Below are 24,949 nucleotides of genomic sequence, written 5' to 3'. Positions count from 1 at the left end.
AATGAACGATATTTTAATCGTTGATGGCTACAACATTATCGGGGCTTGGGGAGATTTGAAGAAACTGCGGGATGTAGATTTGCAATCATCAAGAGATGCACTCATTGATAAGATGGCGGATTATCAAGGTTATACAGGCACAAAGGTAATGATAGTATTTGATGCCTATACAGTTTATGGTATTGAAAAAAAGATGAAACAATCTCGTGTGGAAGTAATATTCACGAGAAAGAATCAAACTGCGGATGAAAAGATAGAGCAACTTGCGATTGAGCTTAGAAATATAAATACACAAATATACGTTGCGACTTCTGATTATACGGAACAGTGGGTTATATTTGCGCAAGGTGCTCTTCGGAAATCTGCACGTGAATTAGAGTTGGAAGTACAAGCGATGGAGCAACAAGTAAGAAGACGTACAAAAGACACGAAAGAAAAACAACCCGCCATGCGGAAGATATTTAGTAAGGATATTACAGAAAAATTAGAAAAATTAAGACGAGGAGAGCGTTGAAGCATTGACGCTCTTTATCTTTTTGCTGTATAATATTGCTAAATAAATAGCGGTCGGAGGGATCAAGGTGGAAGCAGGCTTCGTAAGTGTAGGCGACGTTACATTTCGTGATTTAGAGGATGAGGCAATCGTTGAATTAGTTCGAAAAGGTAATACTGATGCTTTAGAATATTTGATTCACAAATATAAGAACTTTGTTCGCGCGAAATCAAGATCTTATTTCTTGGTGGGTGCCGATCGAGAAGATATTGTTCAAGAAGGTATGATTGGATTGTTTAAAGCAATTCGTGATTATAAAGAGGACAAGCTGTCTTCATTCAAAGCATTTGCTGAACTGTGTATCACTCGACAAATTATTACCGCTATTAAAACAGCAACCAGGCAAAAGCATATTCCATTAAATTCATATGTATCTTTAGATAAGCCGATTTATGATGAGGAATCTGATCGAACACTATTAGATGTTATTTCAGAAGCAAAAGTAACTGATCCTGAGGAAATGATTATAAGTCAGGAAGAATATACAGACATAGAATCAAAAATATCTGAATTATTAAGCGATTTAGAAAGGAAGGTACTATCTCTATACTTAGATGGCCGTTCCTATCAAGAGATTTCAGAACAGTTAAACAGGCATGTGAAATCTATTGATAACGCATTGCAACGTGTGAAAAGGAAACTGGAAAGATATATGGAGATGAGAGAGAGTACAACCTTAAATTCATAGCAAGTATCGCAGGTGTAAGATAATTCACCTGTTTTCTTTTTGTAAAGAGAGTAGGAGTCATGACATTGACATTGTCTTTTGTTGTATGATACATTTTTAGGGACATAATGTTACAAGGTTGGTGTAACTAATGAGGAAAAAAGTTGTACTCTCATGTGAAGAGTGTAAAAATCGAAACTACTCTACGATGAAAGATACGAGCTCAGTAGAGCGACTTGAGATAAAGAAGTTTTGTAAAACATGCAATAAGCATACAGTTCACAAGGAAACAAAATAAATAATTGAAATACTAAATTGGAGGTCCCGTAGATGCGTTTAACGAACTTTTTCGGCGATGTAGGTCGCGAAATGAAAAAAGTAAGTTGGCCTAAAAAAGATGAATTACTTCGCTCAACAGCGACAGTTATTGCTACAGTTGTCTTCTTTGCGATTTTCTTCGCAGTAGTTGATATGGGCATTTCTTCTTTAATTCGGTTAATTCTTGGTTAATTCTTGAATAAGAAGCACTTATCCATGATATAATGTTATTTATAAGAACTGTGTAAAAGCCCGGTGAACGGGTTTTTTCATTTGCGCAAAAAAATGTACGTCAGGGAGGGAAGGACGCTCGTCCTAAATGAATGGAAAAAAGTTGGTATGTTGTCCATACTTATTCTGGATATGAAAATAAAGTAAAAGCAAACCTAGAGAAACGTGTAGAATCAATGGGTATGCAAGATAAAATTTTCCGTGTTGTTGTCCCGGAAGAAGTAGAAGTAGAAATGAAAAACGGTAAAGAAAAATTAATGAAAAGAAAAGTGTTCCCAGGTTACGTATTAGTAGAACTAATCATGACTGATGACTCTTGGTATGTTGTACGTAACACGCCGGGTGTAACTGGGTTCGTTGGTTCTTCTGGTTCTGGTTCTAAACCATCACCTCTATTAGAAGAGGAAGTTGTTACCATCATGAAGCATATGGGAATGGACAACGAAGTGGTTGATTTCGACTTTGAACTTCATGAAACAGTGCGTGTAAATGAAGGGCCATTCGCAGATTATACAGGTGCTATCGAAGAAATTGATGTGGAGAAGAAGAAGGTTAGCGTGCTTGTGGACATGTTTGGTCGCGAGACTCCAGTTGAGCTTGACTTCCATCAAATTGAAAAATTATAAAATGAAACTTGAAATGAATTGTAAAAAGTGATAATATCTTTTAAGTCAGTACGTCTTCGTTATCGGAGACGTTTTTTGAAAGATTTTATCACTACGATAAAATATGACGTGGGAGGGCAAATCACTGTCCAATTGACCACATCACGGACTTAAGGAGGTGTGTCTCGTGGCTAAAAAGGTAATTAAAATGGTAAAGCTTCAAATTCCTGCAGGTAAAGCTAACCCAGCTCCACCAGTTGGTCCAGCATTAGGACAAGCAGGTGTTAACATCATGGGCTTCTGTAAAGAGTTTAACGCTCGTACAGCAGATCAAGCTGGTCTTATCATCCCTGTTGAAATTACGGTATTTGAGGACCGTTCATTCACTTTCATTACTAAAACTCCTCCTGCTGCTGTTCTTCTTAAGAAAGTAGCTGGTATTGAGTCTGGTTCTGGTGAACCAAACCGTAATAAAGTGGCAACTGTTAAGCGTGATAAAGTACGCGAAATCGCTGAAACTAAAATGCCTGACCTAAACGCTGCTAGCGTAGAAGCTGCAATGCGTATGGTTGAAGGTACTGCACGCAGTATGGGCATCGTTATCGAAGACTAATTCGATTTGTTTTTAAAAAAGGTTGCGGGTCTGGAATTCCAATTCGCAACCTTTATTATCGTAAATGATTATCGTTTTTAAATAAATGGATGGCGCGCATCCTCAGGTTATACCTGAAAATAAGCGTAAACGTGGGAGGTTATTCCGCTAAAACCACATTCGAGGAGGAAATAAAAATGGCTAAAAGAGGTAAAAAGTACGTAGAAGCTGCGAAGCTTGTTGATCGTGCAGCTGCTTACTCTGCAACAGAAGCAGTAGAATTAGTAAAGAAAACAAACACAGCTAAATTTGATGCAACTGTAGAAGCTGCATTCCGTTTAGGTGTTGACCCTAAGAAAGCTGACCAACAAATCCGTGGTGCAGTTGTTCTTCCACACGGTACTGGTAAAGTACAACGTGTATTAGTATTCGCTAAAGGTGAAAAAGCTAAAGAAGCTGAAGCTGCTGGAGCTGACTTCGTAGGCGATGCTGATTACATCGGTAAAATCCAACAAGGTTGGTTCGATTTCGATGTAGTAGTAGCAACTCCTGACATGATGGGTGAAGTTGGTAAACTTGGTCGCGTATTAGGACCTAAAGGTTTAATGCCAAACCCTAAAACTGGAACAGTTACTTTCGATGTAACTAAAGCTGTTAACGAAATCAAAGCTGGTAAAGTTGAATACCGCGTTGATAAAGCTGGTAACATCCACGTTCCAATCGGTAAAGTATCTTTCGAAGATGCTAAATTAGTAGAAAACTTCAGAACAATTGCTGACACTTTACAAAAAGTTAAGCCAGCTGCTGCAAAAGGTACTTACATGAAGAACGTAACGGTTGCTTCTACAATGGGACCTGGCGTACGTGTAGACGTTTCTACATTAGCGTAAAAATTGGAAGTTGACTTCATAAAGAAGATTTAATATAATCATTTATGTTGTGAATTTAAATAGTGTACCGTAGACAGTAGGTGTCAATAGACTTAATTTCCTACCTAGGTGTTAATATACGAAACGGAATTTTTTTCTGTGACTATATGCCTCCATGTCTACAAGTTGGGCATGGAGGTTTTTAGTGCACTTTCGGTACATCTTCTATATAATCTACAGGAGGTGTAATAACATGAGCAAAGTAATCGAAACTAAACAACAAGTTGTGACTGAAATCGCGGACAAACTTCGCGCTAGTAAATCTACAATCGTTGTTGACTACCGTGGTTTAACAGTTTCTGAAGCAACAGAATTACGTAAGCAATTACGTGAAGCTGGCGTTGAGTTCAAAGTTTACAAAAACTCTTTAACTCGTCGTGCTGCAGAGTCTGCTGAAATGGCTGAGTTAAACGAATTCTTAACAGGACCAAACGCAATCGCGTTCAGTAACGAGGATGTAGTTGCTCCTGCGAAAGTATTAAACGACTTCGCTACAAAGCATGAAGCTTTAGAAATTAAAGCGGGCGTAATCGAAGGTAAACTTGTAACACTTGATGAGGTTAAAGCTATCGCTACTCTTCCATCACGTGAAGGCTTACTTTCTATGCTTCTTAGCGTTCTTCAAGCTCCAATCCGTAATCTTGCACTTGCTACTAAAGCAGTTGCAGAACAAAAGGAAGAGCAAGGCGCTTAATTTTTTAAAAGATAATTACTTGTTATCTATAAAACAATACAAACCTATTTAAGGGAGGATATTTACAATGACTAAAGAACAAATCATTGAAGCAGTTAAATCTATGACTGTATTAGAACTTAACGACTTAGTAAAAGCTATCGAGGAAGAATTCGGCGTAACTGCTGCTGCTCCTGTAGCTGTTGCTGGTGGCGCTGGAGAAGCTGCTGCTGAGAAAACTGAATTTGATGTGGAACTAACTAGCGCTGGTGCACAAAAAATCAAAGTTATCAAAGTTGTTCGTGAAATCACTGGTCTTGGCTTAAAAGAAGCTAAAGAATTAGTTGACAACACTCCAAAAGTAATCAAAGAAGCTGCTGCTAAAGAAGAAGCTGAAGAAATCAAAGCTAAACTTGAAGAAGTTGGCGCTGCTGTAGAAGTTAAGTAATTAACTTTTGATGCTTTAAAAAAAGCTCGCTCTCATGCGAGCTTTTTTTTTAACTGTAAAGAAAAGAGGTGGCCATATGGCAGACCATTATTTTTCTAACGACCCTTCTAGTAAAAGTGATCGTAAACGATGGGAATTTACCCTTCGTGGATCTCGATTTACTTTTTTATCTGACCATGGGGTGTTTTCGAAAAACGAGGTGGACTTTGGTTCTCGTCTTTTAATTGAAGCGTTTCAAATGCCGGATATTAAAGGTGATATATTAGACGTAGGTTGCGGATACGGTCCTATTGGTTTGTCGTTAGCGAAAGAGTTTCAAGGTCGTAACGTTCACATGGTGGATGTGAATGAAAGGGCGCTTGGGCTTGCAAAAGAAAATGCCGCTAATAACAAAATCGAGAATATACGTATTTTTCAAAGTAGCGTCTATGAAAATGTAGATGGCGAGTATGCTGCCATTCTATCTAATCCTCCAATTCGTGCAGGGAAAGATATCGTGCATGAAATTTTAGAAAAAGCTGTGGAGTATTTAGTTCCAGGTGGAGAGCTGTGGATTGTTATTCAAAAGAAGCAAGGTGCACCATCTGCGCTGAAGAAACTAGAAGAAGTGTTTTCTGAAGTTGAAGTTGTAGAAAAGAAAAAAGGATATTATATCATAAAATCAAAAAAACGTTGACGGTTATTTTTGGCTATGTTAACATTATACAATGCCAATATATGATTTTCTGCGTTGAGAAAAATGTATATTTTTGTTTCTCTTGGAAAAGATAGTAAAATCAGCAGATTATGAAACAGAATGATGGTTTTCTTATAGAAGCCATTTTTCTTTTTTGAGCAGGTAGAAAGACTCAACGTATTTATCTTTAAGAGAAAAAGACTACGCGAATAGCAGTAGTTGTATTTATTTGTGATTTTGCACAAATTTTTTTGTGCATTTATAATACTCATGATTTGAGGGGTGAAGCAGTTGACAGGTCAACTAGTTCAATACGGACGCCACCGCCAACGAAGAAGTTATGCCCGTATTAGTGAAGTATTAGAGTTACCAAATCTTATCGAAATTCAAACCTCTTCTTATCAGTGGTTTCTTGATGAGGGTTTGCGAGAAATGTTCCAAGACATTTCTCCGATTGAAGACTTTACGGGAAATCTATCGCTTGAATTTATCGACTACAGCTTAGGTGAACCTAAATACTCTGTAGACGAATGCAAAGAGCGTGATGTGACGTATGCAGCACCACTTCGTGTAAAAGTGCGTCTAATCAACAAGGAAACTGGTGAAGTAAAAGAACAAGATGTGTTCATGGGAGATTTCCCACTCATGACAGAGACTGGAACATTCGTAATTAACGGTGCAGAACGTGTTATCGTTTCCCAGTTAGTTCGCTCTCCAAGCGTATACTATAGTGGCAAAGTGGATAAAAACGGAAAACGTGGTTTTACTGCTACTGTAATTCCAAACCGCGGAGCTTGGTTAGAGTATGAGACAGATGCTAAGGATGTTGTATATGTGCGTATTGACCGTACGCGTAAACTTCCTGTAACTGTTTTGTTACGCGCATTAGGGTTTGGCTCTGATCAAGAAATCACCGAGCTTTTAGGTGATAACGAATACTTAAGCAACACATTAGAAAAAGACAACACAGATAGCACAGAAAAAGCATTGCTTGAAATTTATGAGCGTCTACGCCCTGGTGAACCACCAACAGTAGAAAATGCTAAGAGCTTACTTGTGTCTCGTTTCTTCGATCCAAAGCGCTACGATTTAGCAAATGTAGGTCGCTATAAGATCAACAAAAAGTTACACATTAAAAACAGATTGTTTAATCAACGTTTAGCTGAAACGTTAGTGGATCCAGAAACTGGTGAAATTTTAGCGGCAGAAGGAACAATCTTAGATCGTCGTACACTTGATCGCATTTTACCTTACTTAGAGAAAAACATTGGATTCAAAACAGCGAAACCAATGGGTGGAGTGGTAGAAGGCGATGTTGAGCTGCAATCCATTAAGATTTATGCTCCTGAGTCAGAAGGCGAACGCGTAATTAATGTAATTGGTAACGCAAATATTACTCGTGATATTAAACATATCACACCAGGTGATATCCTTGCTTCTATCAGTTACTTCTTCAACCTACTATACAAAGTAGGGGATACAGATGATATCGACCACTTAGGAAACCGTCGTCTGCGTTCTGTTGGAGAATTATTACAAAATCAATTCCGTATCGGTCTTTCTCGTATGGAACGTGTTGTTCGTGAGAGAATGTCGATCCAAGATACAAATGCAATTACACCACAGGCATTAATTAATATTCGTCCTGTTATTGCATCTATTAAAGAGTTCTTCGGAAGTTCTCAGTTATCTCAGTTCATGGACCAAACAAACCCATTAGCAGAGTTAACTCACAAACGAAGACTATCTGCATTAGGACCTGGTGGTTTAACGCGTGAGCGCGCAGGCTTTGAAGTGCGTGACGTTCACTACTCTCACTATGGTCGTATGTGTCCGATTGAAACACCAGAGGGACCAAACATCGGTTTGATTAACTCATTATCTTCGTTCGCGAAAGTAAATGAGTTTGGTTTCATTGAAACACCATACCGCCGTGTTGATCCAGAAACTGGTCTTGTAACAGGGCATGTTGATTACTTAACAGCAGATGAAGAAGATAATTATGTTGTAGCCCAAGCGAATATGAAACTATCTGAAGAAGGAGAATTCCTTGATGAAGATATCGTAGCTCGTTTCCGTGGTGAAAACATTGTCACAAATAAAGAACGCATCGACTACATGGATGTATCTCCAAAACAAGTAGTGTCGGCAGCGACAGCTTGTATTCCGTTCTTAGAAAACGATGACTCTAACCGCGCACTTATGGGAGCGAACATGCAACGTCAGGCGGTTCCGTTAATGAATCCGGAATCTCCGATTGTAGGTACTGGTATGGAGTACGTATCAGCAAAAGACTCAGGTGCTGCAGTAATCTGTAAACACCCTGGTGTTGTTGAACGCGTAGAAGCACGTGAAGTTTGGGTACGTCGCTATGTAGAAGTTGACGGTCAAACAGTAAAAGGCGACTTAGATCGCTACAAAATGCAGAAATTCATTCGTTCTAACCAAGGAACTTGTTACAACCAACGTCCAATCGTAAGTGTTGGAAACGAAGTTGTAAAAGGTGAAATCCTTGCGGATGGTCCTTCTATGGAACTGGGCGAACTAGCACTTGGACGTAACGTGCTTGTTGGCTTCATGACTTGGGACGGTTATAACTACGAGGATGCGATCATTATGAGTGAGCGCCTTGTAAAAGATGATGTGTACACTTCTATTCATATTGAAGAATATGAGTCAGAAGCTCGTGATACGAAGCTTGGACCAGAAGAAATTACACGTGACATTCCAAACGTTGGGGAAGATGCATTGCGCAACCTTGACGAGCGCGGTATCATTCGCGTTGGTGCGGAAGTAAAAGATGGAGATTTACTTGTTGGTAAAGTAACACCTAAAGGTGTAACAGAATTAACAGCTGAAGAACGTCTATTACATGCTATCTTTGGAGAAAAAGCACGTGAAGTACGTGATACATCACTACGTGTACCACACGGTGGTGGCGGTATTATCTTAGACGTAAAAGTATTCAACCGTGAAGATGGCGATGAATTGCCACCAGGAGTGAATCAACTTGTACGTGCATATATCGTTCAAAAACGTAAAATTTCTGAAGGTGACAAAATGGCCGGACGTCACGGTAACAAAGGTGTTATCTCTCGTATTTTACCAGAAGAAGATATGCCTTACTTACCAGATGGTACGCCAATCGATATCATGTTAAACCCATTAGGGGTACCATCTCGTATGAATATCGGTCAGGTATTAGAGCTTCATCTTGGTATGGCAGCGAGATACCTTGGTATTCACATTGCAACACCAGTATTCGATGGTGCTCGTGAGGAAGATGTTTGGGGCACGATTGAAGAAGCTGGTATGGCAAACGACGCGAAAACAATCCTGTATGACGGACGTACTGGTGAACCATTCGATAACCGCGTATCTGTTGGTGTCATGTATATGATCAAACTTGCGCACATGGTTGACGATAAACTTCATGCTCGTTCTACTGGACCATACTCACTTGTAACGCAGCAGCCTCTTGGAGGTAAAGCTCAGTTCGGTGGACAGCGTTTCGGTGAGATGGAGGTTTGGGCACTTGAAGCTTACGGTGCTGCTTATACTCTTCAAGAAATCTTAACAGTGAAGTCTGATGATGTTGTTGGACGTGTTAAGACGTATGAAGCAATTGTTAAAGGCGAAAATGTTCCAGAACCAGGCGTTCCTGAATCATTCAAAGTATTGATTAAAGAGCTGCAAAGTTTAGGTATGGACGTTAAAATGATGTCTAGCGACGATACAGAAATTGAAATGCGTGATACGGAAGATGACGATGATCATCAATCAGCAGATAAATTGAATGTCGAAGTGGAGACAACTAAGGAATAATTGGGATAACCTGTAGACTAAAAGGGAGGTAGGCCCCTTGATAGATGTAAATAACTTTGAATATATGAAGATTGGACTTGCTTCACCTGACAAGATTCGTTCTTGGTCATACGGTGAAGTTAAGAAACCAGAAACTATTAACTATCGTACGTTAAAGCCTGAAAAAGATGGCTTGTTCTGTGAACGTATTTTCGGACCACAAAAGGACTGGGAATGTCATTGCGGAAAATACAAACGTGTACGTTATAAAGGTGTAGTTTGTGATCGATGTGGCGTTGAAGTAACGCGTGCAAAAGTACGTCGTGAACGTATGGGTCATATCGAATTAGCTGCTCCTGTATCTCATATTTGGTATTTCAAAGGTATCCCGAGCCGCATGGGACTTGTCTTAGACATGTCCCCTCGCGCGCTTGAAGAAGTAATTTATTTCGCTTCTTATGTTGTAACAGAAAGTGGAGATACACCACTTGATAAGAAGCAATTACTTTCTGAAAAAGAATACCGTGCATATCGTGATCGATATGGTAGCACATTCCAAGCTGCTATGGGTGCAGAAGCGATTAAAAAGCTACTACAAGATATCGATTTAGATAAAGAAGTAGACTTCTTAAAAGAAGAATTAAAAACAGCACAAGGACAACGCCGTACTCGTGCTATTAAACGTCTAGAAGTATTAGAAGCATTCCGTAACTCTGGAAATGAACCATCTTGGATGATCTTAGATGTTCTACCAGTTATCCCACCAGAACTACGCCCAATGGTACAGTTAGATGGTGGACGTTTTGCTACTTCTGACTTAAACGACTTATACCGTCGTGTAATTAACCGTAACAACCGTTTAAAACGTCTATTGGACTTAGGTGCACCAAGCATCATCGTTCAAAACGAAAAACGTATGTTACAAGAAGCTGTAGACGCATTAATCGATAATGGTCGTCGTGGCCGTCCAGTAACTGGACCAGGTAACCGTCCATTAAAATCACTATCTCACATGCTTAAAGGTAAACAAGGACGTTTCCGTCAAAACTTATTAGGTAAACGTGTTGACTACTCTGGCCGTTCTGTAATCGTTGTAGGACCGAACTTAAAGATGTATCAATGTGGATTACCGAAAGAAATGGCGCTTGAACTGTTCAAACCTTTCGTTATGAAAGAGTTAGTTGAAAAAGGATTAGCACACAATATTAAGAGTGCGAAACGTAAAATCGAGCGTGTACAACCTGAAGTTTGGGACGTTTTAGAATCTGTGATCAAAGAGCATCCAGTACTTCTAAACCGCGCACCAACACTTCACCGTCTTGGTATCCAGGCGTTTGAACCTACATTAGTAGAAGGTCGCGCAATCCGTCTTCACCCACTTGTATGTACTGCATACAACGCTGACTTTGACGGTGACCAAATGGCGGTTCACGTTCCATTATCATCAGAAGCGCAAGCAGAAGCTCGTCTTCTTATGTTAGCGGCACAAAACATCTTGAATCCAAAAGACGGAAAACCAGTTGTTACTCCATCTCAGGATATGGTATTAGGTAACTACTACTTAACACTTGAGCGTGAAGGTGCAATCGGTGAAGGTATGGTCTTCAAAGATGCAAATGAAGCATTACTTGCATATCAAAATGGATATGTACATCTGCACACACGTGTTGCAGTTGCTGCAAGCGCAGTAAACAATGCAACATTTACTGAAGAGCAAAAAGGTATGCTTCTATTAACAACAGTTGGTAAATTAATATTTAACGAAATCTTACCAGAGTCGTTCCCTTATATTAACGAACCAACAAACTCAAACCTTGAAAAAGAAACACCAGCGAAATACTTCGTTGAAAAAGGTGCGAACATTAAAGAGATTATTGCTAGTCGCGAAGAAGTGGCACCATTTAGCAAGAAGATCCTTGGAAACATCATTGCGGAAGTGTTCAAACGTTTCCAAATTACAGAAACATCTCGCATGCTTGACCGTATGAAAAACCTAGGATTTAAGTACTCTACAAAAGCTGGTATTACAGTTGGGGTATCTGACATTCTTGTATTAGGTGAAAAAGATGAAATTCTCCACGAAGCACAAGCAAAAGTAGATAATGTAATTAAACAATTCCGTCGCGGTTTAATCACGGAAGAAGAACGTTACGATCGCGTTATCTCTATTTGGAGTAATGCAAAAGATGTTATCCAAGGAAAACTGATGAAGTCCTTGAATAAACGCAACCCGATCTTCATGATGAGTGATTCCGGTGCCCGTGGTAACGCATCGAACTTTACTCAGCTTGCTGGTATGCGTGGTCTGATGGCCAATCCATCTGGTCGTATTATCGAACTTCCGATCAAATCAAGTTTCCGTGAAGGTTTAACAGTACTTGAGTACTTCATCTCTACGCATGGTGCGCGTAAAGGTCTTGCCGATACAGCACTTAAAACTGCCGATTCTGGTTACTTAACACGTCGTCTAGTTGACGTTGCACAAGATGTAATCGTTCGTGAAGACGATTGTGGAACAGATCGTGGTTTACTAATTGGTGCGATTAAAGAGGGTAATGAAGTTATTGAGTCTTTATATGATCGTCTTGTTGGACGTTTTGCAAGAAAAACTGTAAAACATCCTGAAACAGGTGAAGTATTAGTTGGTGAAAATCAATTAATTACTGAAGATATCGCTCATATCGTTGAAAATTCGGGTGTTGAAACTGTAAACATTCGTTCAGCGTTTACGTGTAACACTCGCCATGGTGTATGTAAGAAGTGTTACGGTCGTAACTTAGCAACTGGTACAGACGTAGAAGTAGGAGAAGCGGTAGGTATTATCGCAGCTCAATCTATCGGTGAGCCAGGTACACAGTTAACGATGCGTACGTTCCATACAGGTGGGGTTGCCGGAGATGATATCACTCAAGGTTTACCTCGTATCCAAGAGATCTTCGAAGCTCGTAATCCGAAAGGTCAGGCAGTTATCAGTGAAATCGACGGTGTTATCGCAGCGATCAACGATGTTAAAGATCGCCAAGAAGTAGTTGTACAGGGTGAAGTAGAAGCTCGTACGTATGCTATTCCTTACGGTGCTCGTTTGAAAGTAACTCTAGGACAGCCAATTAGCCACGGTAAAGAGTTAACAGAAGGTTCTATTGATCCGAAAGAATTACTAAAAGTAACGGACATTACAGCAGTTCAAGAATACTTATTACGTGAAGTTCAAAAAGTATACCGTATGCAAGGGGTAGAAATTGGTGACAAACACGTAGAAGTAATGGTACGTCAAATGCTACGTAAAGTTCGTGTAAGTGATGCAGGTGAAACAGATGTATTACCAGGAACGTTACTAGATATCCATCAGTTTACTGATGCGAATGCGAAGGTGTTACTGCAAGGTAAACAACCAGCAACAGCTAGACCTGTTCTACTTGGTATTACAAAAGCTTCACTTGAAACAGATTCATTCTTATCTGCAGCATCGTTCCAAGAAACAACTCGTGTCTTAACTGATGCAGCAATTAAAGGTAAACGCGATGAACTTCTAGGATTGAAAGAAAATGTTATTATCGGTAAACTTGTTCCTGCTGGAACAGGTATGAATCGTTATCGCAAAGTGGATCTTGTAAAAACAACGCAAGATGACATGAATGTAGAAAACGATGAAGTTTATGTGGAACAGTAAAATTTTCCGTCGTAAATTTTGTATAAAAACAGTTAATCCTAGTTGACATTGTATGAGTCAAAATGTTACTATAAGCAAGGTTGCTCCTGAACGATGCTTTGGAGGATATTTATATGTCTTATCAAAAAGTGTCAAATGCTGAAAATGTAGTCGTTGGTCATAAACGTACATTGGAGGCAATCAAAAACGGTATAGTTAAAGAAGTTGTCATCGCAGAAGATGCTGATATGCGGTTAACCAATGTTATCATTCGTAATGCATTGCAACATAACATACCTATAACAAAAGTTGAATCAGTTCGTAAACTTGGAAAAGTTTCGGGGATTCAAGTGGGAGCTTCAGCAATAGGAATAATAAGTTAAAACTGTTTTTGTGAGGAGAGAGCATTTGCTCTCCCTTGCAAAAACTTTGTTTTCAACTAATAATGAACCACCTGGATATGTGGTCATACAAACATGCGAAGGGAGGATAATCAAATGCCTACTATTAACCAATTAGTGAGAAATGGTCGTACTGATAAAGTATGGAAATCTAAATCACCTGCGTTAAACAAAGGGTTCAACTCTTTAAAGAAAAAATCAACTGATATCTCTGCACCTCAAAAACGTGGTGTATGTACTCGTGTTGGTACAATGACTCCAAAGAAACCTAACTCAGCGTTACGTAAATACGCTCGTGTACGTTTAACAAACGGTATCGAGGTTACAGCTTACATCCCAGGTATCGGTCATAACCTACAAGAGCATAGCGTAGTATTAATTCGCGGTGGTCGTGTAAAGGATTTACCGGGGGTACGTTACCACATCGTTCGTGGTGCGCTTGACACAGCTGGTGTTGACAAACGTATGCAAGGACGTTCTAAATATGGTACTAAGAGACCAAAACCTGCTAAAAAATAATAACTTTAAAATGAAAGGAGGAACTCAATATGCCTCGTAAAGGACCTGTTGCGAAACGTGACGTGTTACCAGATCCAATGTACAATTCGAAGCTAGTAACACGCCTTATCAACAAAATGATGGTTGACGGTAAAAAAGGTAAATCTCAAACAATTCTTTATAATGCGTTCGATATCGTAAGCGAACGTACTGGTAAAGAGCCAATGGAAGTATTCGAGCAAGCTCTTAAGAACATTATGCCTGTTCTTGAAGTACGCGCTCGTCGTGTTGGTGGTGCTAACTACCAAGTTCCAGTTGAGGTTCGTCCAGAACGCCGTACAACTTTAGGTCTTCGTTGGTTAGTAAACTACGCTCGTCTTCGTGGTGAAAAAACTATGGAAGAGCGTCTTGCTAACGAAATCTTAGATGCAGCTAACAACGCTGGTGCATCAGTTAAGAAACGTGAAGACACTCATAAAATGGCAGAAGCTAACAAAGCATTTGCTCATTACCGTTGGTAGGATTCAACGTAAAATAAATGTAAGCATAAACCGCTTTATTTGTCGCTTATGGAAGTGTGGAGAGGGAGAATGCCTCTCCCTTTCGTTGGGCGCTCGTTTTACATAATGAGAGTACTGGACATACTGACATGTGTAACAATATAAAGTGGCTTTTTTGCTACTTAAAATAAAAAAATCCAATCCATATATGGAAGGAGCAAGACACCAAATGGGAAGAGAGTTCTCTTTAGAAAACACTCGTAATATTGGTATCATGGCTCACATCGATGCTGGTAAAACAACAGCAACTGAGCGTATTCTGTATTACACAGGACGTATTCATAAAATCGGTGAAACTCACGAAGGTGCATCTCAGATGGACTGGATGGAGCAAGAGCAAGAGCGTGGTATCACAATTACTTCTGCTGCAACTACAGCACAATGGAAAGGTCACCGTGTAAACATCATTGACACTCCAGGACACGTAGACTTCACAGTAGAAGTAGAACGTTCTTTACGCGTACTTGATGGCGCGGTAGCAGTACTTGATGCGCAATCTGGTGTAGAACCACAAACAGAAACTGTTTGGCGTCAGGCTACTACTTACGGCGTACCTCGTATCGTATTCGTTAACAAAATGGATAAAATCGGTGCAGATTTCTTATACTCTGTAGGAACAATCCACGATCGTTTACAAGCAAACGCACACCCAATTCAGTTACCAATCGGTGCTGAAGATGAGTTCAATGGTATCATTGACCTTGTTGAAGAATGTGCTTACATGTACGGTAACGATTTAGGAACAGACATTCAACGTGTTGAAATTCCTGAAGAGCACAAAGAACTAGCTGAAGAATACCGTGGAAAGCTTATTGAAGCGGTAGCTGAGCTTGATGAAGAAATGATGATGAAGTACCTAGAAGGTGAAGAAATCACTGTAGAAGAGCTTAAAGCTGGTATCCGTAAGGCTACAACTTCTGTAGAATTCTTCCCAGTAATCTGTGGTTCTGCATTCAAAAATAAAGGTGTTCAAATTCTGTTAGACGCAGTTATCGACTACCTACCATCTCCATTAGACGTACCTGCTATCAAAGGTACTCTTCCGGATACAGATGAAGTGGTAGAACGTAAGTCTAGCGATGAAGAACCATTCGCAGCTTTAGCATTCAAAATCATGACTGACCCTTATGTTGGTAAGTTAACGTTCTTCCGTGTGTACTCTGGTGTGTTAAACTCTGGATCATACGTGAAAAACTCAACTAAAGGTAAGCGTGAGCGTGTAGGTCGTATCCTACAAATGCACGCTAACAGCCGTGAAGAGATTTCAACAGTTTACGCTGGTGATATCGCTGCTGCTGTAGGTTTAAAAGATACTACTACTGGTGATACTCTTTGTGACGAGAAGAGCCTTGTTATCCTTGAGTCTATGGAATTCCCAGAGCCAGTTATCTCTGTAGCTATCGAACCAAAATCTAAAGCTGACCAAGATAAAATGGGTACAGCATTATCTAAGCTTTCTGAAGAAGATCCAACATTCCGTGCTCACACTGACCAAGAAACTGGCCAAACAATCATCGCTGGTATGGGTGAACTTCACCTTGATATCATCGTTGACCGTATGCGCCGTGAATTCAAAGTTGAAGCAAACGTTGGTGCTCCTCAGGTAGCATACCGTGAGACTTTCCGCGCTGCTGCGAAAGTTGAAGGTAAGTTCGCTCGTCAATCTGGTGGACGTGGACAATTCGGTCACGTTTGGATTGAGTTTGAACCTAACGAAGAAGGTAAAGGATTCGAATTCGAAAACAAGATCGTCGGTGGTGTAGTTCCTCGTGAATACATCCCAGCTGTTGGAGCAGGTCTTGAAGATGCACTTAAAAATGGTGTACTAGCTGGTTATCCACTAGTTGACATTAAAGCTGCATTAGTTGACGGATCTTACCATGATGTCGATTCATCTGAGATGGCGTTCAAAATCGCTGCATCTATGGCACTTAAAGCTGCGGTTTCTAAATGTAGCCCAGTAATTCTTGAGCCAATGATGAAAGTTGAAGTTGTAATTCCTGAAGAGTACATGGGAGACATTATGGGTGACGTAACATCTCGTCGTGGACGTGTAGAAGGTATGGAAGCTCGCGGTAACGCACAAGTTGTTCGCGCTATGGTTCCACTTTCTGAAATGTTCGGTTATGCAACGTCATTACGTTCTAACACTCAAGGACGCGGAACATTCTCTATGGTGTTTGACCACTATGAAGAAGTACCAAAGTCTGTTTCTGAAGAAATTATCAAAAAAAATAAAGGTGAATAATTGATTTTTATCGATTGTTCGAGTATAACTACTTATGTAAGCTTAGAAAGTGGGACGCAAGTTTCACTTTCTAGTCTAAATATAAAATAACCTATATAAACTAAGGAGGAATTTAGAATGGCTAAAGCTAAATTCGAACGTTCTAAACCCCATGTTAACATCGGTACAATCGGCCACGTTGACCATGGTAAAACTACATTAACTGCTGCGATCACTACAGTTCTTGCAAAAGCTGGTGGTGCTGAAGCACGCGGATACGATCAAATCGATGCTGCTCCAGAAGAAAGAGAGCGCGGTATCACAATCTCAACTGCACACGTTGAGTACGAAACTGAAACTCGTCACTATGCACACGTTGACTGCCCAGGTCACGCTGACTATGTTAAAAACATGATCACTGGTGCTGCTCAAATGGACGGCGGTATCTTAGTAGTATCTGCTGCAGATGGCCCAATGCCTCAAACTCGTGAGCACATCCTTCTTTCTCGTCAAGTAGGTGTACCTTACATCGTTGTATTCTTAAACAAATGCGACATGGTAGACGACGAAGAATTATTAGAATTAGTAGAAATGGAAGTTCGCGACCTATTATCTGAATACGGATTCCCAGGCGACGACATTCCTGTAATCAAAGGTTCTGCTCTTAAAGCTCTTCAAGGAGAAGCTGATTGGGAAGCAAAAATCATTGAATTAATGGCTGAAGTTGATGCTTACATCCCAACTCCAGAACGTGAAACTGACAAACCATTCTTAATGCCTGTAGAGGATGTATTCTCTATCACAGGTCGTGGTACAGTTGCTACTGGTCGTGTTGAGCGCGGTATCGTTAAAGTTGGTGACGTAGTAGAAATCATCGGTCTTGCTGAAGAAAATGCTTCTACAACTGTAACTGGTGTAGAGATGTTCCGTAAACTTCTTGACCAAGCTCAAGCTGGAGACAACATCGGTGCTTTACTTCGTGGGGTTGCTCGTGAAGACATCCAACGTGGACAAGTACTTGCAAAAAGCGGTTCTGTAAAAGCTCACGCTAAATTCAAAGCTGAAGTTTTCGTATTATCTAAAGAAGAAGGTGGACGTCACACTCCATTCTTCGCTAACTACCGTCCTCAGTTCTACTTCCGTACAACTGACGTAACTGGTATCATCCAATTACCAGAAGGTACTGAAATGGTAATGCCTGGTGACAACATCGAAATGACTATCGAACTTATCGCTCCAATCGCTATCGAAGAGGGAACTAAATTCTCTATTCGTGAAGGTGGACGTACAGTAGGTTACGGTGTAGTTGCTACTATCGTTGAGTAATCTTAACTGATATAAAAAAACCCAAGGGATTTTCCCTTGGGTTTTTTGTTTGTGTTTATATAAGAAACAAGATAACATTTTTTCGTTTTGGCGAGTTTCTTCTATAGTATATAAAATCAATAAAACAAAACCCAGAAACTGTAAAAAGAATTCTAGTAGATGAAAACTTGAAATTCTTTAAAGTGCCATGTATAATAGCAAAAGTAGAGAAAAGCAGATGCAAACAAAAAGATGCTTGCATCTAGACGAATAACATTGTATAATAGACAATGTTGGTCTTTGACTGCGATGAAGTGGAAGGTTGCTGACACACCCGGCCGCTTTGCCATGGCATGGTGTGGGGAAATTTCCATGGAGAAGGTCTATTTTAGAAATAGGCGAACGAAGGAGGGAAAATAATGGCAAAAGAAAAAATTCGTATCCGTTTAAAAGCTTACGATCACCGTATTCTTGATCAGTCAGCTGAGAAAATTGTAGAAACAGCTAAGCGTTCTGGGGCAACAGTTTCTGGTCCGATCCCATTACCAACTGAGAAAACTGTTTACACAATTCTTCGTGCTGTTCATAAGTACAAAGATTCTCGTGAGCAATTCGAAATGCGCACGCACAAACGTCTAATCGACATCGTGAGTCCTACTCCACAAACAGTAGATTCATTAATGCGTTTAGACTTACCATCTGGTGTAGATATCGAAATCAAACTATAATTTATATAACTTAAAAATGTAGGAGGTGTAACTCATGACCAAAGGAATCTTAGGAAGAAAGATCGGTATGACTCAAGTATTTGCTGAGAACGGTGAGTTAATCCCAGTAACAGTTATCGCTGCTAATCCAAACGTTGTTCTTCAAAAGAAAACAACTGAAACTGATGGCTACAACGCAATTCAGTTAGGATTTGAAGATAAACGTGAAAAGTTAACTAACAAACCTGAACAAGGCCACACTGCTAAAGCATCTACAACTCCTAAGCGCTTCATTCGCGAAATCCGCGATGCAGACGTGGACGGATTAGAGGTTGGTCAAGAGGTAAAAGTTGACGTATTCGCTACAGGTGAAATCGTTGATGTAACAGGAATTTCTAAAGGTAAAGGTTTCCAAGGTGTTATCAAACGCCACGGACAATCTCGCGGACCTATGTCTCATGGTTCTCGCTATCACCGTCGTCCAGGTTCAATGGGCCCAGTTGCTCCGAACCGTGTATTCAAAGGCAAAAAACTTGCTGGACGTATGGGTGGAGACCAAGTTACTATCCAAAACTTAGAAATCGTTCAAGTTGACACTGAGCGCAACTTATTATTAGTAAAAGGTAACGTTCCAGGTGCTAAGAAATCTCTTGTAGTTGTTCAAGGCGCTGTGAAGGTTAGCAAATAATTCACAATAGGAAGGAGGAATTCCAATGCCAAAAGTTACTGTATATAACCAAACTGGTTCACAGGTTGGTGAAATCGAATTAGCTGAAGCTATTTTCGGTATCGAACCAAATGAAGCTGTACTTTTCGAAGCTGTAATGATGCAACGTGCATCTTTACGTCAAGGTACACACAAAGTAAAAACTCGCTCTGAAGTTCGCGGTGGTGGTCGTAAACCATGGCGTCAAAAAGGAACTGGACGTGCTCGTCAAGGGTCTATCCGCTCTCCTCAATGGCGTGGTGGTGGTACGGTATTCGGACCTACACCAAGAAGCTATGCGTACAAACTTCCTAAGAAAGTTCGTCGTTTAGCAATCAAATCTGCATTAGCTACTAAAGTAGTTGAGAACAACATTGTAGTTCTTGAAGACCTAGTGTTAAATGCACCAAAAACAAAAGATATGCTAGCAGTACTTAAAGGATTAACTGTTGAGAAGAAAGCTCTTATCGTAACTGCTGATGCAAACGAATCTGTAGAGTTATCTGCTCGCAATATCCCTGGAGTAACAGTAATCACTGCTGATGGCGTAAACGTTTTAGACGTGCTTCATCATGATAAGCTAATCATGACAAAAGCGGCAGTGGAAAAAGTAGAGGAGGTGCTTGCATAATGAGAGATCCTCGTGATATCATTAAGCGCCCAGTTATCACTGAACGTTCTATGGAAATGATGGCTGAAAAAAAATACACGTTCGATGTGGACGTTAAATCTAATAAAACAGAAGTTAAAGATGCTCTTGAAGCGATCTTTGGTGTTAAAGTAGAAAAAGTGAACATCATGAACTACAAGCCGAAAGCAAAACGCGTTGGTCGTCACGCTGGTTTTACTAGCCGTCGTCGTAAAGCAATCGTTAAGCTAACTGCTGACAGCAAAGAAATCGAAATCTTCCAAGGCGTTTAATTCTTACTAAAGAAGGAGGGAAATTGAGATGGGAATTAAAAAGTATAATCCAACTACTAACGGTCGTCGTAACATGACTACGAATGATTTCGCTGAAATCACGACTGACAGACCCGAAAAGTCATTACTTGCTCCTTTAAGCAAGAAGGCTGGTCGTAATAACCAAGGTAAAATTACTGTACGTCATCAAGGTGGCGGACATAAGCGTCAATACCGTATCATCGACTTTAAGCGTAACAAAGATGGAATTCCAGGACGCGTTGCTACGATCGAATACGATCCAAACCGCTCTGCGAATATCGCATTAATTAACTACGTTGACGGTGAAAAACGTTACATTCTTGCTCCTAAAACTTTAGAAGTAGGTATGGAAGTTATGTCTGGCCCAGAGGCTGACATCAAAGTCGGTAACGCATTACCATTAATCAACATTCCAGTAGGTACTGTTGTTCATAACATCGAGCTTAAGCCTGGTCGTGGCGGACAATTAGTTCGTTCTGCTGGTACATCTGCTCAAGTACTTGGTAAAGAAGGTAAATACGTACTTGTACGTTTAACTTCTGGTGAAGTACGTCTTGTATTATCTGCTTGTCGCGCTTCAATCGGTCAAGTAGGTAACGAACAACACGAACTTATCAAAATCGGTAAAGCAGGTCGCTCTCGCTGGTTAGGTAAACGCCCAACAGTTCGTGGTTCTGTAATGAACCCGGTTGATCACCCACACGGTGGTGGTGAAGGACGTTCTCCAATCGGACGTAAGTCTCCAATGTCTCCATGGGGTAAACCAACTCTTGGATTCAAGACTCGTAAGAAAAACAAAGCGTCTGACAAATTTATCGTTCGTCGTCGTAAAAAATAATGGGATTGTAGTACGGTTCATTTCTAGAACCGTACGCCAATCACGAAGGGAGGCACCAAAATGGCTCGTAGCTTAAAAAAAGGACCATTTGTCGATGATCACTTAATGAGCAAAATGGAAAAATTAGTTGCATCTGAGCAAAAACAAGTTGTTAAAACTTGGTCTCGCCGTTCAACAATCTTCCCTCAGTTCATCGGACACACAATCGCTGTATATGATGGTCGTAAACACGTACCTGTGTACATCACTGAGGATATGGTTGGCCATAAGTTAGGTGAATTCGCACCAACTCGTACGTATAAAGGTCACCTTGCTGACGATAAGAAAACTAGAAGATAATGAGAGGAGGCACTTCAATGCAAGCTAAAGCAGTAGCGAGAACAGTTCGTATTGCTCCTCGTAAAGTTCGTTTAGTAGTAGACTTAATCCGAGGTAAGCAAGTGGGTGAAGCGATTGCTATCCTTAACCACACACCGAAAACTGCTTCTCCAGTTGTAGAAAAAGTTTTAAAATCTGCAATCGCAAATGCAGAGCACAATTATGAGATGGATATTAACAACTTAGTTGTTGAAAAAGTTTTCGTTGACGAAGGTCCAACGTTAAAACGTTTCCGTCCACGTGCAATGGGTCGTGCAAGCCAAATTAACAAACGCACAAGCCACATCACAGTTGTGGTATCAGAAAAGAAGGAGGGATAATCGATGGGTCAAAAGGTTAATCCAATTGGTCTTCGTGTCGGCGTTATTCGTGATTGGGAATCTCGTTGGTTCGCTGAGAAAGATTACGCTACATTATTACATGAAGACATCAAAATCCGTGAGTACATTAATGTACGCTTAAAAGATTCTGCTGTTGCTAAAGTAGAAATCGAACGTGCAGCAAATCGTGTAAATGTTACAATTCACACTGCAAAACCTGGTATGGTAATTGGTAAAGGTGGTACTGAAGTTGAAGCACTTCGTAAAGCTCTTAACCAATTAACAGGCAAGCGTGTACACATCAACATTTTAGAAGTTAAGAGAGCTGATCTTAACGCTAAATTAGTAGGCGAAAACATCGCTCGTCAATTAGAAAACCGTGTATCATTCCGTCGTGCACAAAAGCAAGTTATTCAACGTGCTATGCGTGCAGGTGCTAAAGGTATTAAAACACAGGTTTCTGGTCGTCTTGGCGGAGCTGATATCGCTCGTGCAGAATCTTACAGTGAAGGAACTGTTCCACTTCATACACTTCGCGCTGATATTGACTATGCAGCAGTTGAAGCTGATACAACATACGGTAAATTAGGCGTAAAAGTATGGATCTACCGTGGAGAAGTCCTTCCTACAAAAAAGAAAGCTTCTGAGGAAGGAGGAAAATAATATGTTAATGCCAAAACGCGTAAAATATCGTAGAGAGCATCGTGGTAAAATGCGTGGTCGTGCTAAAGGTGGAACTGAAATTGCTTTCGGTGAATTCGGTTTACAAGCACAAGCTGCTTCATGGATTACAAACCGTCAAATCGAAGCTGCTCGTCGTGCAATGACTCGTTACATGAAACGTGGCGGTAAAGTATGGATTAAAATTTTCCCTTCTAAACCTTACACTGCAAAACCTCTAGAAGTACGTATGGGTTCCGGTAAAGGGGCACCAGAAGGCTGGGTAGCAGTAGTAAAACCTGGGAAAATTATGTTCGAAATCGCGGGTGTATCTGAAGAGGTAGCACGCGAAGCATTACGTCTTGCAGCTCACAAGTTACCTGTGAAATGTAAATTCGTAAAACGTGAAGAAAATGGTGGTGAATCTAATGAAAACTAATGATATTCGTGAATTAACCACTGCCGAAATCGAAACAAAAGTTAAAGCTTTAAAGGAAGAGTTGTTTAATCTTCGCTTCCAACTTGCTACAGGACAATTAGAGAATCCAACTCGCATTCGTGAAGTGCGTAAAGCAATTGCTCGTATGAAAACTGTAGTTCGTGAAAGAGAGATCGGAATTAATCGATAAATTGAGGGGAGGTTTGCATAGTGAGCGAACGTAACCAACGCAAAGTTTATACTGGTCGTGTAGTGTCTGACAAAATGGACAAAACGATTACAGTTTTAGTTGAAACTTACAAAACTCATTCCTTGTACGGAAAACGTGTTAAGTATTCTAAGAAGTACAAAGCCCATGATGAGCAAAACCAAGCGAAACTTGGCGATATCGTTAAAATCATGGAAACTCGCCCGCTTTCTGCTACTAAGCGTTTCCGTTTAGTTGAAATCGTTGAAGAAGCGGTTATTATCTAAATAGACGAATCGGAATTTTTAGTCCGAAGGGAGGTTTCATAACATGATCCAACAAGAATCTCGTTTGAAAGTTGCTGACAACTCTGGTGCACGTGAACTTTTAACAATTAAAGTATTAGGCGGCTCTGGTCGTAAATATGCTAACATTGGTGATATTATCGTTGCTACGGTAAAACAAGCAACACCAGGTGGCGTTGTTAAAAAAGGTGACGTTGTTAAAGCAGTAGTAGTACGTACGAAGAGCGGAGCTCGTCGTCCGGACGGTTCTTATATCAAATTTGATGAAAACGCAGCGGTTATCATTAAAGACGATAAGAGCCCACGTGGTACTCGTATCTTCGGACCAGTAGCTCGTGAATTACGTGATAGCAACTTCATGAAGATCGTTTCTTTAGCTCCAGAAGTTCTATAATTTAAGGTATTGCCTTGCTAAGGAGGTGCAGAATTAAGATGCATGTAAAAAAAGGTGATAAAGTACAGGTAATCACTGGTAAAGACAAAGGAAAACAAGGCGTTATCCTTGTGGCTTTCCCAAAGCAAAACCGTGTTATCGTTGAGGGTGTCAACATCGTTAAGAAGCACTCTAAGCCATCTCAATTAAATCCACAAGGTGGAATTATTACTAAAGAAGCACCTATTCACGTTTCTAACGTTATGATTTTAGATCCGAAAACAGGTGAACCTACTCGTGTAGGCTTCAAAGTAGAAGATGGTAAAAAAGTTCGTATTGCAAAAAAATCTGGTGAATTATTAGATAAATAATTTTCTTAAGAAAGGAGGTCACTTCATTGAATCGCCTTAAAGAGAAGTTCCAAAAGGAAATTACTCCTGCTCTAGTGAGCAAGTTTAACTATAAATCTGTGATGGAAGTACCGAAAATCGAAAAGATCGTAATCAACACTGGTGTTGGTGACGCGGTATCTAACTCAAAAGCTTTAGACAATGCAGTAGAAGAATTAACACAAATCGCAGGTCAAAAACCTGTTGTAACTCGTGCTAAAAAATCAATCGCTGGTTTCCGTCTTCGTGAAGGTATGCCAATCGGTGCGAAAGTAACTTTACGCGGCGAGCAAATGTATGAGTTCTTCGACAAATTAGTATCAGTTTCTTTACCACGTGTACGTGATTTCCGTGGTGTTTCTAAGAAATCATTCGATGGTCGTGGAAACTACACATTAGGTGTTAAAGAGCAACTTATTTTCCCTGAGATCGACTATGATAAAGTAAGCAAAGTCCGCGGTATGGACATCGTAATCGTTACTACAGCGAAAACTGATGAAGAAGCTCGTGAACTTTTAACACAATTCGGTATGCCATTCCAAAAATAATGGAAGCCAACGCTAAGTAGA

The 24,949-nt window shown here is 40.3% G+C and carries 31 protein-coding genes and 1 other annotated feature; all 31 genes read left to right on the top strand.

All coding sequences use genetic code 11. The annotated features are described in order from the left end of the window. Window position 1: 1 nt before the first annotated feature. The 31 genes from COE49_RS16035 to rplE all read left to right on the top strand — a co-directional run bounded on the left by COE49_RS16035 (window position 2) and on the right by rplE (window position 24,928). A complete protein-coding gene (locus COE49_RS16035) occupies window positions 2-514 on the top strand; it encodes an NYN domain-containing protein (RefSeq protein WP_098945957.1) in 513 nt (170 codons plus the stop codon). A gap of 67 nt (window positions 515-581) precedes the next feature. Beyond that, a complete protein-coding gene (locus COE49_RS16030) occupies window positions 582-1,241 on the top strand; it encodes an RNA polymerase factor sigma-70 (protein ID WP_000387198.1) in 660 nt (219 codons plus the stop codon). A 130-nt stretch (window positions 1,242-1,371) separates the two neighbouring features. Next, complete coding sequence (gene rpmG / locus COE49_RS16025) at window positions 1,372-1,518, top strand: 50S ribosomal protein L33 (protein ID WP_012260172.1); 147 nt, start codon at window positions 1,372-1,374, stop codon at window positions 1,516-1,518. 32 nt (window positions 1,519-1,550) lie between these two features. Continuing rightward, entirely contained in the window at window positions 1,551-1,730 is a 180-nt protein-coding gene (secE, locus tag COE49_RS16020; RefSeq protein WP_001241321.1) for a preprotein translocase subunit SecE, read from the top strand. Window positions 1,731-1,861: 131 nt separating this feature from the next. Further along, entirely contained in the window at window positions 1,862-2,395 is a 534-nt protein-coding gene (nusG, locus tag COE49_RS16015) for a transcription termination/antitermination protein NusG (RefSeq protein ID WP_000415794.1), read from the top strand. Window positions 2,396-2,561: 166 nt separating this feature from the next. Beyond that, window positions 2,562-2,987: a 50S ribosomal protein L11 gene (gene rplK / locus COE49_RS16010; protein ID WP_001085872.1), complete on the top strand. Its 426-nt coding sequence runs from the start codon at window positions 2,562-2,564 to the stop codon at window positions 2,985-2,987. Window positions 2,988-3,163: 176 nt separating this feature from the next. After that, complete coding sequence (gene rplA, locus COE49_RS16005) at window positions 3,164-3,856, top strand: 50S ribosomal protein L1 (protein WP_002020168.1); 693 nt, start codon at window positions 3,164-3,166, stop codon at window positions 3,854-3,856. A 49-nt stretch (window positions 3,857-3,905) separates the two neighbouring features. Continuing rightward, window positions 3,906-4,049 (top strand) — a sequence feature (ribosomal protein L10 leader region). A gap of 39 nt (window positions 4,050-4,088) precedes the next feature. Then, window positions 4,089-4,589 carry a 50S ribosomal protein L10 gene (rplJ, locus tag COE49_RS16000; protein WP_000048718.1) on the top strand — a complete coding sequence of 167 codons (501 nt, stop codon included), beginning with the start codon at window positions 4,089-4,091 and terminating at the stop codon, window positions 4,587-4,589. Window positions 4,590-4,656: 67 nt separating this feature from the next. After that, the gene (gene rplL, locus COE49_RS15995) at window positions 4,657-5,016 is read left to right on the top strand and encodes a 50S ribosomal protein L7/L12 (RefSeq protein WP_000159736.1); all 360 of its coding nucleotides are present in this window, start codon (window positions 4,657-4,659) and stop codon (window positions 5,014-5,016) included. Between the two features lie 76 nt (window positions 5,017-5,092). After that, window positions 5,093-5,692 (top strand): class I SAM-dependent methyltransferase, encoded by a 600-nt coding sequence (locus COE49_RS15990; RefSeq protein WP_088232921.1) that lies wholly within the window; start codon window positions 5,093-5,095, stop codon window positions 5,690-5,692. Window positions 5,693-5,983: 291 nt separating this feature from the next. Next, entirely contained in the window at window positions 5,984-9,517 is a 3,534-nt protein-coding gene (gene rpoB, locus COE49_RS15985) for a DNA-directed RNA polymerase subunit beta (RefSeq protein ID WP_088232922.1), read from the top strand. 37 nt (window positions 9,518-9,554) lie between these two features. After that, a complete protein-coding gene (gene rpoC / locus COE49_RS15980; RefSeq protein WP_088232923.1) occupies window positions 9,555-13,166 on the top strand; it encodes a DNA-directed RNA polymerase subunit beta' in 3,612 nt (1,203 codons plus the stop codon). Window positions 13,167-13,279: 113 nt separating this feature from the next. Next, window positions 13,280-13,528 carry a ribosomal L7Ae/L30e/S12e/Gadd45 family protein gene (locus tag COE49_RS15975; RefSeq protein ID WP_088232924.1) on the top strand — a complete coding sequence of 83 codons (249 nt, stop codon included), beginning with the start codon at window positions 13,280-13,282 and terminating at the stop codon, window positions 13,526-13,528. 114 nt (window positions 13,529-13,642) lie between these two features. Further along, window positions 13,643-14,065 carry a 30S ribosomal protein S12 gene (rpsL, locus tag COE49_RS15970; protein WP_001142341.1) on the top strand — a complete coding sequence of 141 codons (423 nt, stop codon included), beginning with the start codon at window positions 13,643-13,645 and terminating at the stop codon, window positions 14,063-14,065. A 29-nt stretch (window positions 14,066-14,094) separates the two neighbouring features. After that, on the top strand, window positions 14,095-14,565 hold the full coding sequence (gene rpsG / locus COE49_RS15965; protein ID WP_001137493.1) for a 30S ribosomal protein S7: 471 nt from the start codon (window positions 14,095-14,097) through the stop codon (window positions 14,563-14,565). Window positions 14,566-14,773: 208 nt separating this feature from the next. Next, window positions 14,774-16,852: an elongation factor G gene (gene fusA, locus COE49_RS15960; protein ID WP_088232925.1), complete on the top strand. Its 2,079-nt coding sequence runs from the start codon at window positions 14,774-14,776 to the stop codon at window positions 16,850-16,852. Between the two features lie 117 nt (window positions 16,853-16,969). Then, complete coding sequence (gene tuf, locus COE49_RS15955; protein WP_001029614.1) at window positions 16,970-18,157, top strand: elongation factor Tu; 1,188 nt, start codon at window positions 16,970-16,972, stop codon at window positions 18,155-18,157. Window positions 18,158-18,555: 398 nt separating this feature from the next. Then, entirely contained in the window at window positions 18,556-18,864 is a 309-nt protein-coding gene (gene rpsJ, locus COE49_RS15950; protein ID WP_001040596.1) for a 30S ribosomal protein S10, read from the top strand. Window positions 18,865-18,898: 34 nt separating this feature from the next. Beyond that, window positions 18,899-19,531 carry a 50S ribosomal protein L3 gene (gene rplC, locus COE49_RS15945; RefSeq protein ID WP_000160207.1) on the top strand — a complete coding sequence of 211 codons (633 nt, stop codon included), beginning with the start codon at window positions 18,899-18,901 and terminating at the stop codon, window positions 19,529-19,531. A gap of 25 nt (window positions 19,532-19,556) precedes the next feature. Then, complete coding sequence (rplD, locus tag COE49_RS15940) at window positions 19,557-20,180, top strand: 50S ribosomal protein L4 (RefSeq protein ID WP_001127258.1); 624 nt, start codon at window positions 19,557-19,559, stop codon at window positions 20,178-20,180. Next, the gene (gene rplW, locus COE49_RS15935) at window positions 20,180-20,470 is read left to right on the top strand and encodes a 50S ribosomal protein L23 (RefSeq protein ID WP_001205558.1); all 291 of its coding nucleotides are present in this window, start codon (window positions 20,180-20,182) and stop codon (window positions 20,468-20,470) included. The genes rplD and rplW overlap by 1 nt, the downstream gene beginning before the upstream one ends. Window positions 20,471-20,498: 28 nt before the next feature. Continuing rightward, window positions 20,499-21,329 carry a 50S ribosomal protein L2 gene (gene rplB, locus COE49_RS15930; RefSeq protein WP_000511585.1) on the top strand — a complete coding sequence of 277 codons (831 nt, stop codon included), beginning with the start codon at window positions 20,499-20,501 and terminating at the stop codon, window positions 21,327-21,329. A gap of 60 nt (window positions 21,330-21,389) precedes the next feature. Then, entirely contained in the window at window positions 21,390-21,668 is a 279-nt protein-coding gene (rpsS, locus tag COE49_RS15925; RefSeq protein ID WP_000124454.1) for a 30S ribosomal protein S19, read from the top strand. A gap of 17 nt (window positions 21,669-21,685) precedes the next feature. After that, complete coding sequence (gene rplV, locus COE49_RS15920) at window positions 21,686-22,027, top strand: 50S ribosomal protein L22 (RefSeq protein ID WP_001148024.1); 342 nt, start codon at window positions 21,686-21,688, stop codon at window positions 22,025-22,027. A 3-nt stretch (window positions 22,028-22,030) separates the two neighbouring features. Beyond that, a complete protein-coding gene (gene rpsC, locus COE49_RS15915) occupies window positions 22,031-22,690 on the top strand; it encodes a 30S ribosomal protein S3 (protein ID WP_000529956.1) in 660 nt (219 codons plus the stop codon). Between the two features lies 1 nt (window position 22,691). Continuing rightward, window positions 22,692-23,126 carry a 50S ribosomal protein L16 gene (gene rplP / locus COE49_RS15910; RefSeq protein WP_000928969.1) on the top strand — a complete coding sequence of 145 codons (435 nt, stop codon included), beginning with the start codon at window positions 22,692-22,694 and terminating at the stop codon, window positions 23,124-23,126. Then, on the top strand, window positions 23,116-23,316 hold the full coding sequence (gene rpmC / locus COE49_RS15905; RefSeq protein WP_000855718.1) for a 50S ribosomal protein L29: 201 nt from the start codon (window positions 23,116-23,118) through the stop codon (window positions 23,314-23,316). Before rplP ends, rpmC begins: the two co-directional genes overlap by 11 nt. Before the next feature lie 20 nt (window positions 23,317-23,336). Next, window positions 23,337-23,600, top strand: a complete 264-nt coding sequence (rpsQ, locus tag COE49_RS15900) for a 30S ribosomal protein S17 (protein ID WP_000004106.1) — start codon at window positions 23,337-23,339, stop codon at window positions 23,598-23,600. A 43-nt stretch (window positions 23,601-23,643) separates the two neighbouring features. Beyond that, on the top strand, window positions 23,644-24,012 hold the full coding sequence (gene rplN / locus COE49_RS15895) for a 50S ribosomal protein L14 (protein ID WP_000615912.1): 369 nt from the start codon (window positions 23,644-23,646) through the stop codon (window positions 24,010-24,012). Between the two features lie 38 nt (window positions 24,013-24,050). Next, complete coding sequence (rplX, locus tag COE49_RS15890; protein ID WP_000558200.1) at window positions 24,051-24,362, top strand: 50S ribosomal protein L24; 312 nt, start codon at window positions 24,051-24,053, stop codon at window positions 24,360-24,362. Between the two features lie 26 nt (window positions 24,363-24,388). Continuing rightward, window positions 24,389-24,928: a 50S ribosomal protein L5 gene (rplE, locus tag COE49_RS15885; protein WP_001080829.1), complete on the top strand. Its 540-nt coding sequence runs from the start codon at window positions 24,389-24,391 to the stop codon at window positions 24,926-24,928. Window positions 24,929-24,949 lie beyond the last annotated feature (21 nt).

Origin of the sequence: Bacillus sp. AFS029637 (assembly GCF_002584985.1) — a bacterium.
GTDB lineage: Bacteria > Bacillota > Bacilli > Bacillales > Bacillaceae_G > Bacillus_A.
The sequence above is the reverse complement of the archived record's forward strand: the minus strand, read 5'-3'. Positions and strand labels throughout refer to the sequence as shown.

Coding starts and splice junctions, on each gene's coding strand:
- COE49_RS16035 (WP_098945957.1), top strand. CDS start 2: ATGAACGATATTTTAATCGTTGATGGCTACAACATTATCGGGGCTTGG.
- rpmG (WP_012260172.1), top strand. CDS start 1,372: ATGAGGAAAAAAGTTGTACTCTCATGTGAAGAGTGTAAAAATCGAAAC.
- secE (WP_001241321.1), top strand. CDS start 1,551: ATGCGTTTAACGAACTTTTTCGGCGATGTAGGTCGCGAAATGAAAAAA.
- nusG (WP_000415794.1), top strand. CDS start 1,862: ATGGAAAAAAGTTGGTATGTTGTCCATACTTATTCTGGATATGAAAAT.
- rplA (WP_002020168.1), top strand. CDS start 3,164: ATGGCTAAAAGAGGTAAAAAGTACGTAGAAGCTGCGAAGCTTGTTGAT.
- rplJ (WP_000048718.1), top strand. CDS start 4,089: ATGAGCAAAGTAATCGAAACTAAACAACAAGTTGTGACTGAAATCGCG.
- rplL (WP_000159736.1), top strand. CDS start 4,657: ATGACTAAAGAACAAATCATTGAAGCAGTTAAATCTATGACTGTATTA.
- COE49_RS15990 (WP_088232921.1), top strand. CDS start 5,093: ATGGCAGACCATTATTTTTCTAACGACCCTTCTAGTAAAAGTGATCGT.
- COE49_RS15975 (WP_088232924.1), top strand. CDS start 13,280: ATGTCTTATCAAAAAGTGTCAAATGCTGAAAATGTAGTCGTTGGTCAT.
- rpsL (WP_001142341.1), top strand. CDS start 13,643: ATGCCTACTATTAACCAATTAGTGAGAAATGGTCGTACTGATAAAGTA.
- rpsG (WP_001137493.1), top strand. CDS start 14,095: ATGCCTCGTAAAGGACCTGTTGCGAAACGTGACGTGTTACCAGATCCA.
- fusA (WP_088232925.1), top strand. CDS start 14,774: ATGGGAAGAGAGTTCTCTTTAGAAAACACTCGTAATATTGGTATCATG.
- tuf (WP_001029614.1), top strand. CDS start 16,970: ATGGCTAAAGCTAAATTCGAACGTTCTAAACCCCATGTTAACATCGGT.
- rpsJ (WP_001040596.1), top strand. CDS start 18,556: ATGGCAAAAGAAAAAATTCGTATCCGTTTAAAAGCTTACGATCACCGT.
- rplC (WP_000160207.1), top strand. CDS start 18,899: ATGACCAAAGGAATCTTAGGAAGAAAGATCGGTATGACTCAAGTATTT.
- rplD (WP_001127258.1), top strand. CDS start 19,557: ATGCCAAAAGTTACTGTATATAACCAAACTGGTTCACAGGTTGGTGAA.
- rplW (WP_001205558.1), top strand. CDS start 20,180: ATGAGAGATCCTCGTGATATCATTAAGCGCCCAGTTATCACTGAACGT.
- rplB (WP_000511585.1), top strand. CDS start 20,499: ATGGGAATTAAAAAGTATAATCCAACTACTAACGGTCGTCGTAACATG.
- rpsS (WP_000124454.1), top strand. CDS start 21,390: ATGGCTCGTAGCTTAAAAAAAGGACCATTTGTCGATGATCACTTAATG.
- rplV (WP_001148024.1), top strand. CDS start 21,686: ATGCAAGCTAAAGCAGTAGCGAGAACAGTTCGTATTGCTCCTCGTAAA.
- rpsC (WP_000529956.1), top strand. CDS start 22,031: ATGGGTCAAAAGGTTAATCCAATTGGTCTTCGTGTCGGCGTTATTCGT.
- rplP (WP_000928969.1), top strand. CDS start 22,692: ATGTTAATGCCAAAACGCGTAAAATATCGTAGAGAGCATCGTGGTAAA.
- rpmC (WP_000855718.1), top strand. CDS start 23,116: ATGAAAACTAATGATATTCGTGAATTAACCACTGCCGAAATCGAAACA.
- rplN (WP_000615912.1), top strand. CDS start 23,644: ATGATCCAACAAGAATCTCGTTTGAAAGTTGCTGACAACTCTGGTGCA.
- rplX (WP_000558200.1), top strand. CDS start 24,051: ATGCATGTAAAAAAAGGTGATAAAGTACAGGTAATCACTGGTAAAGAC.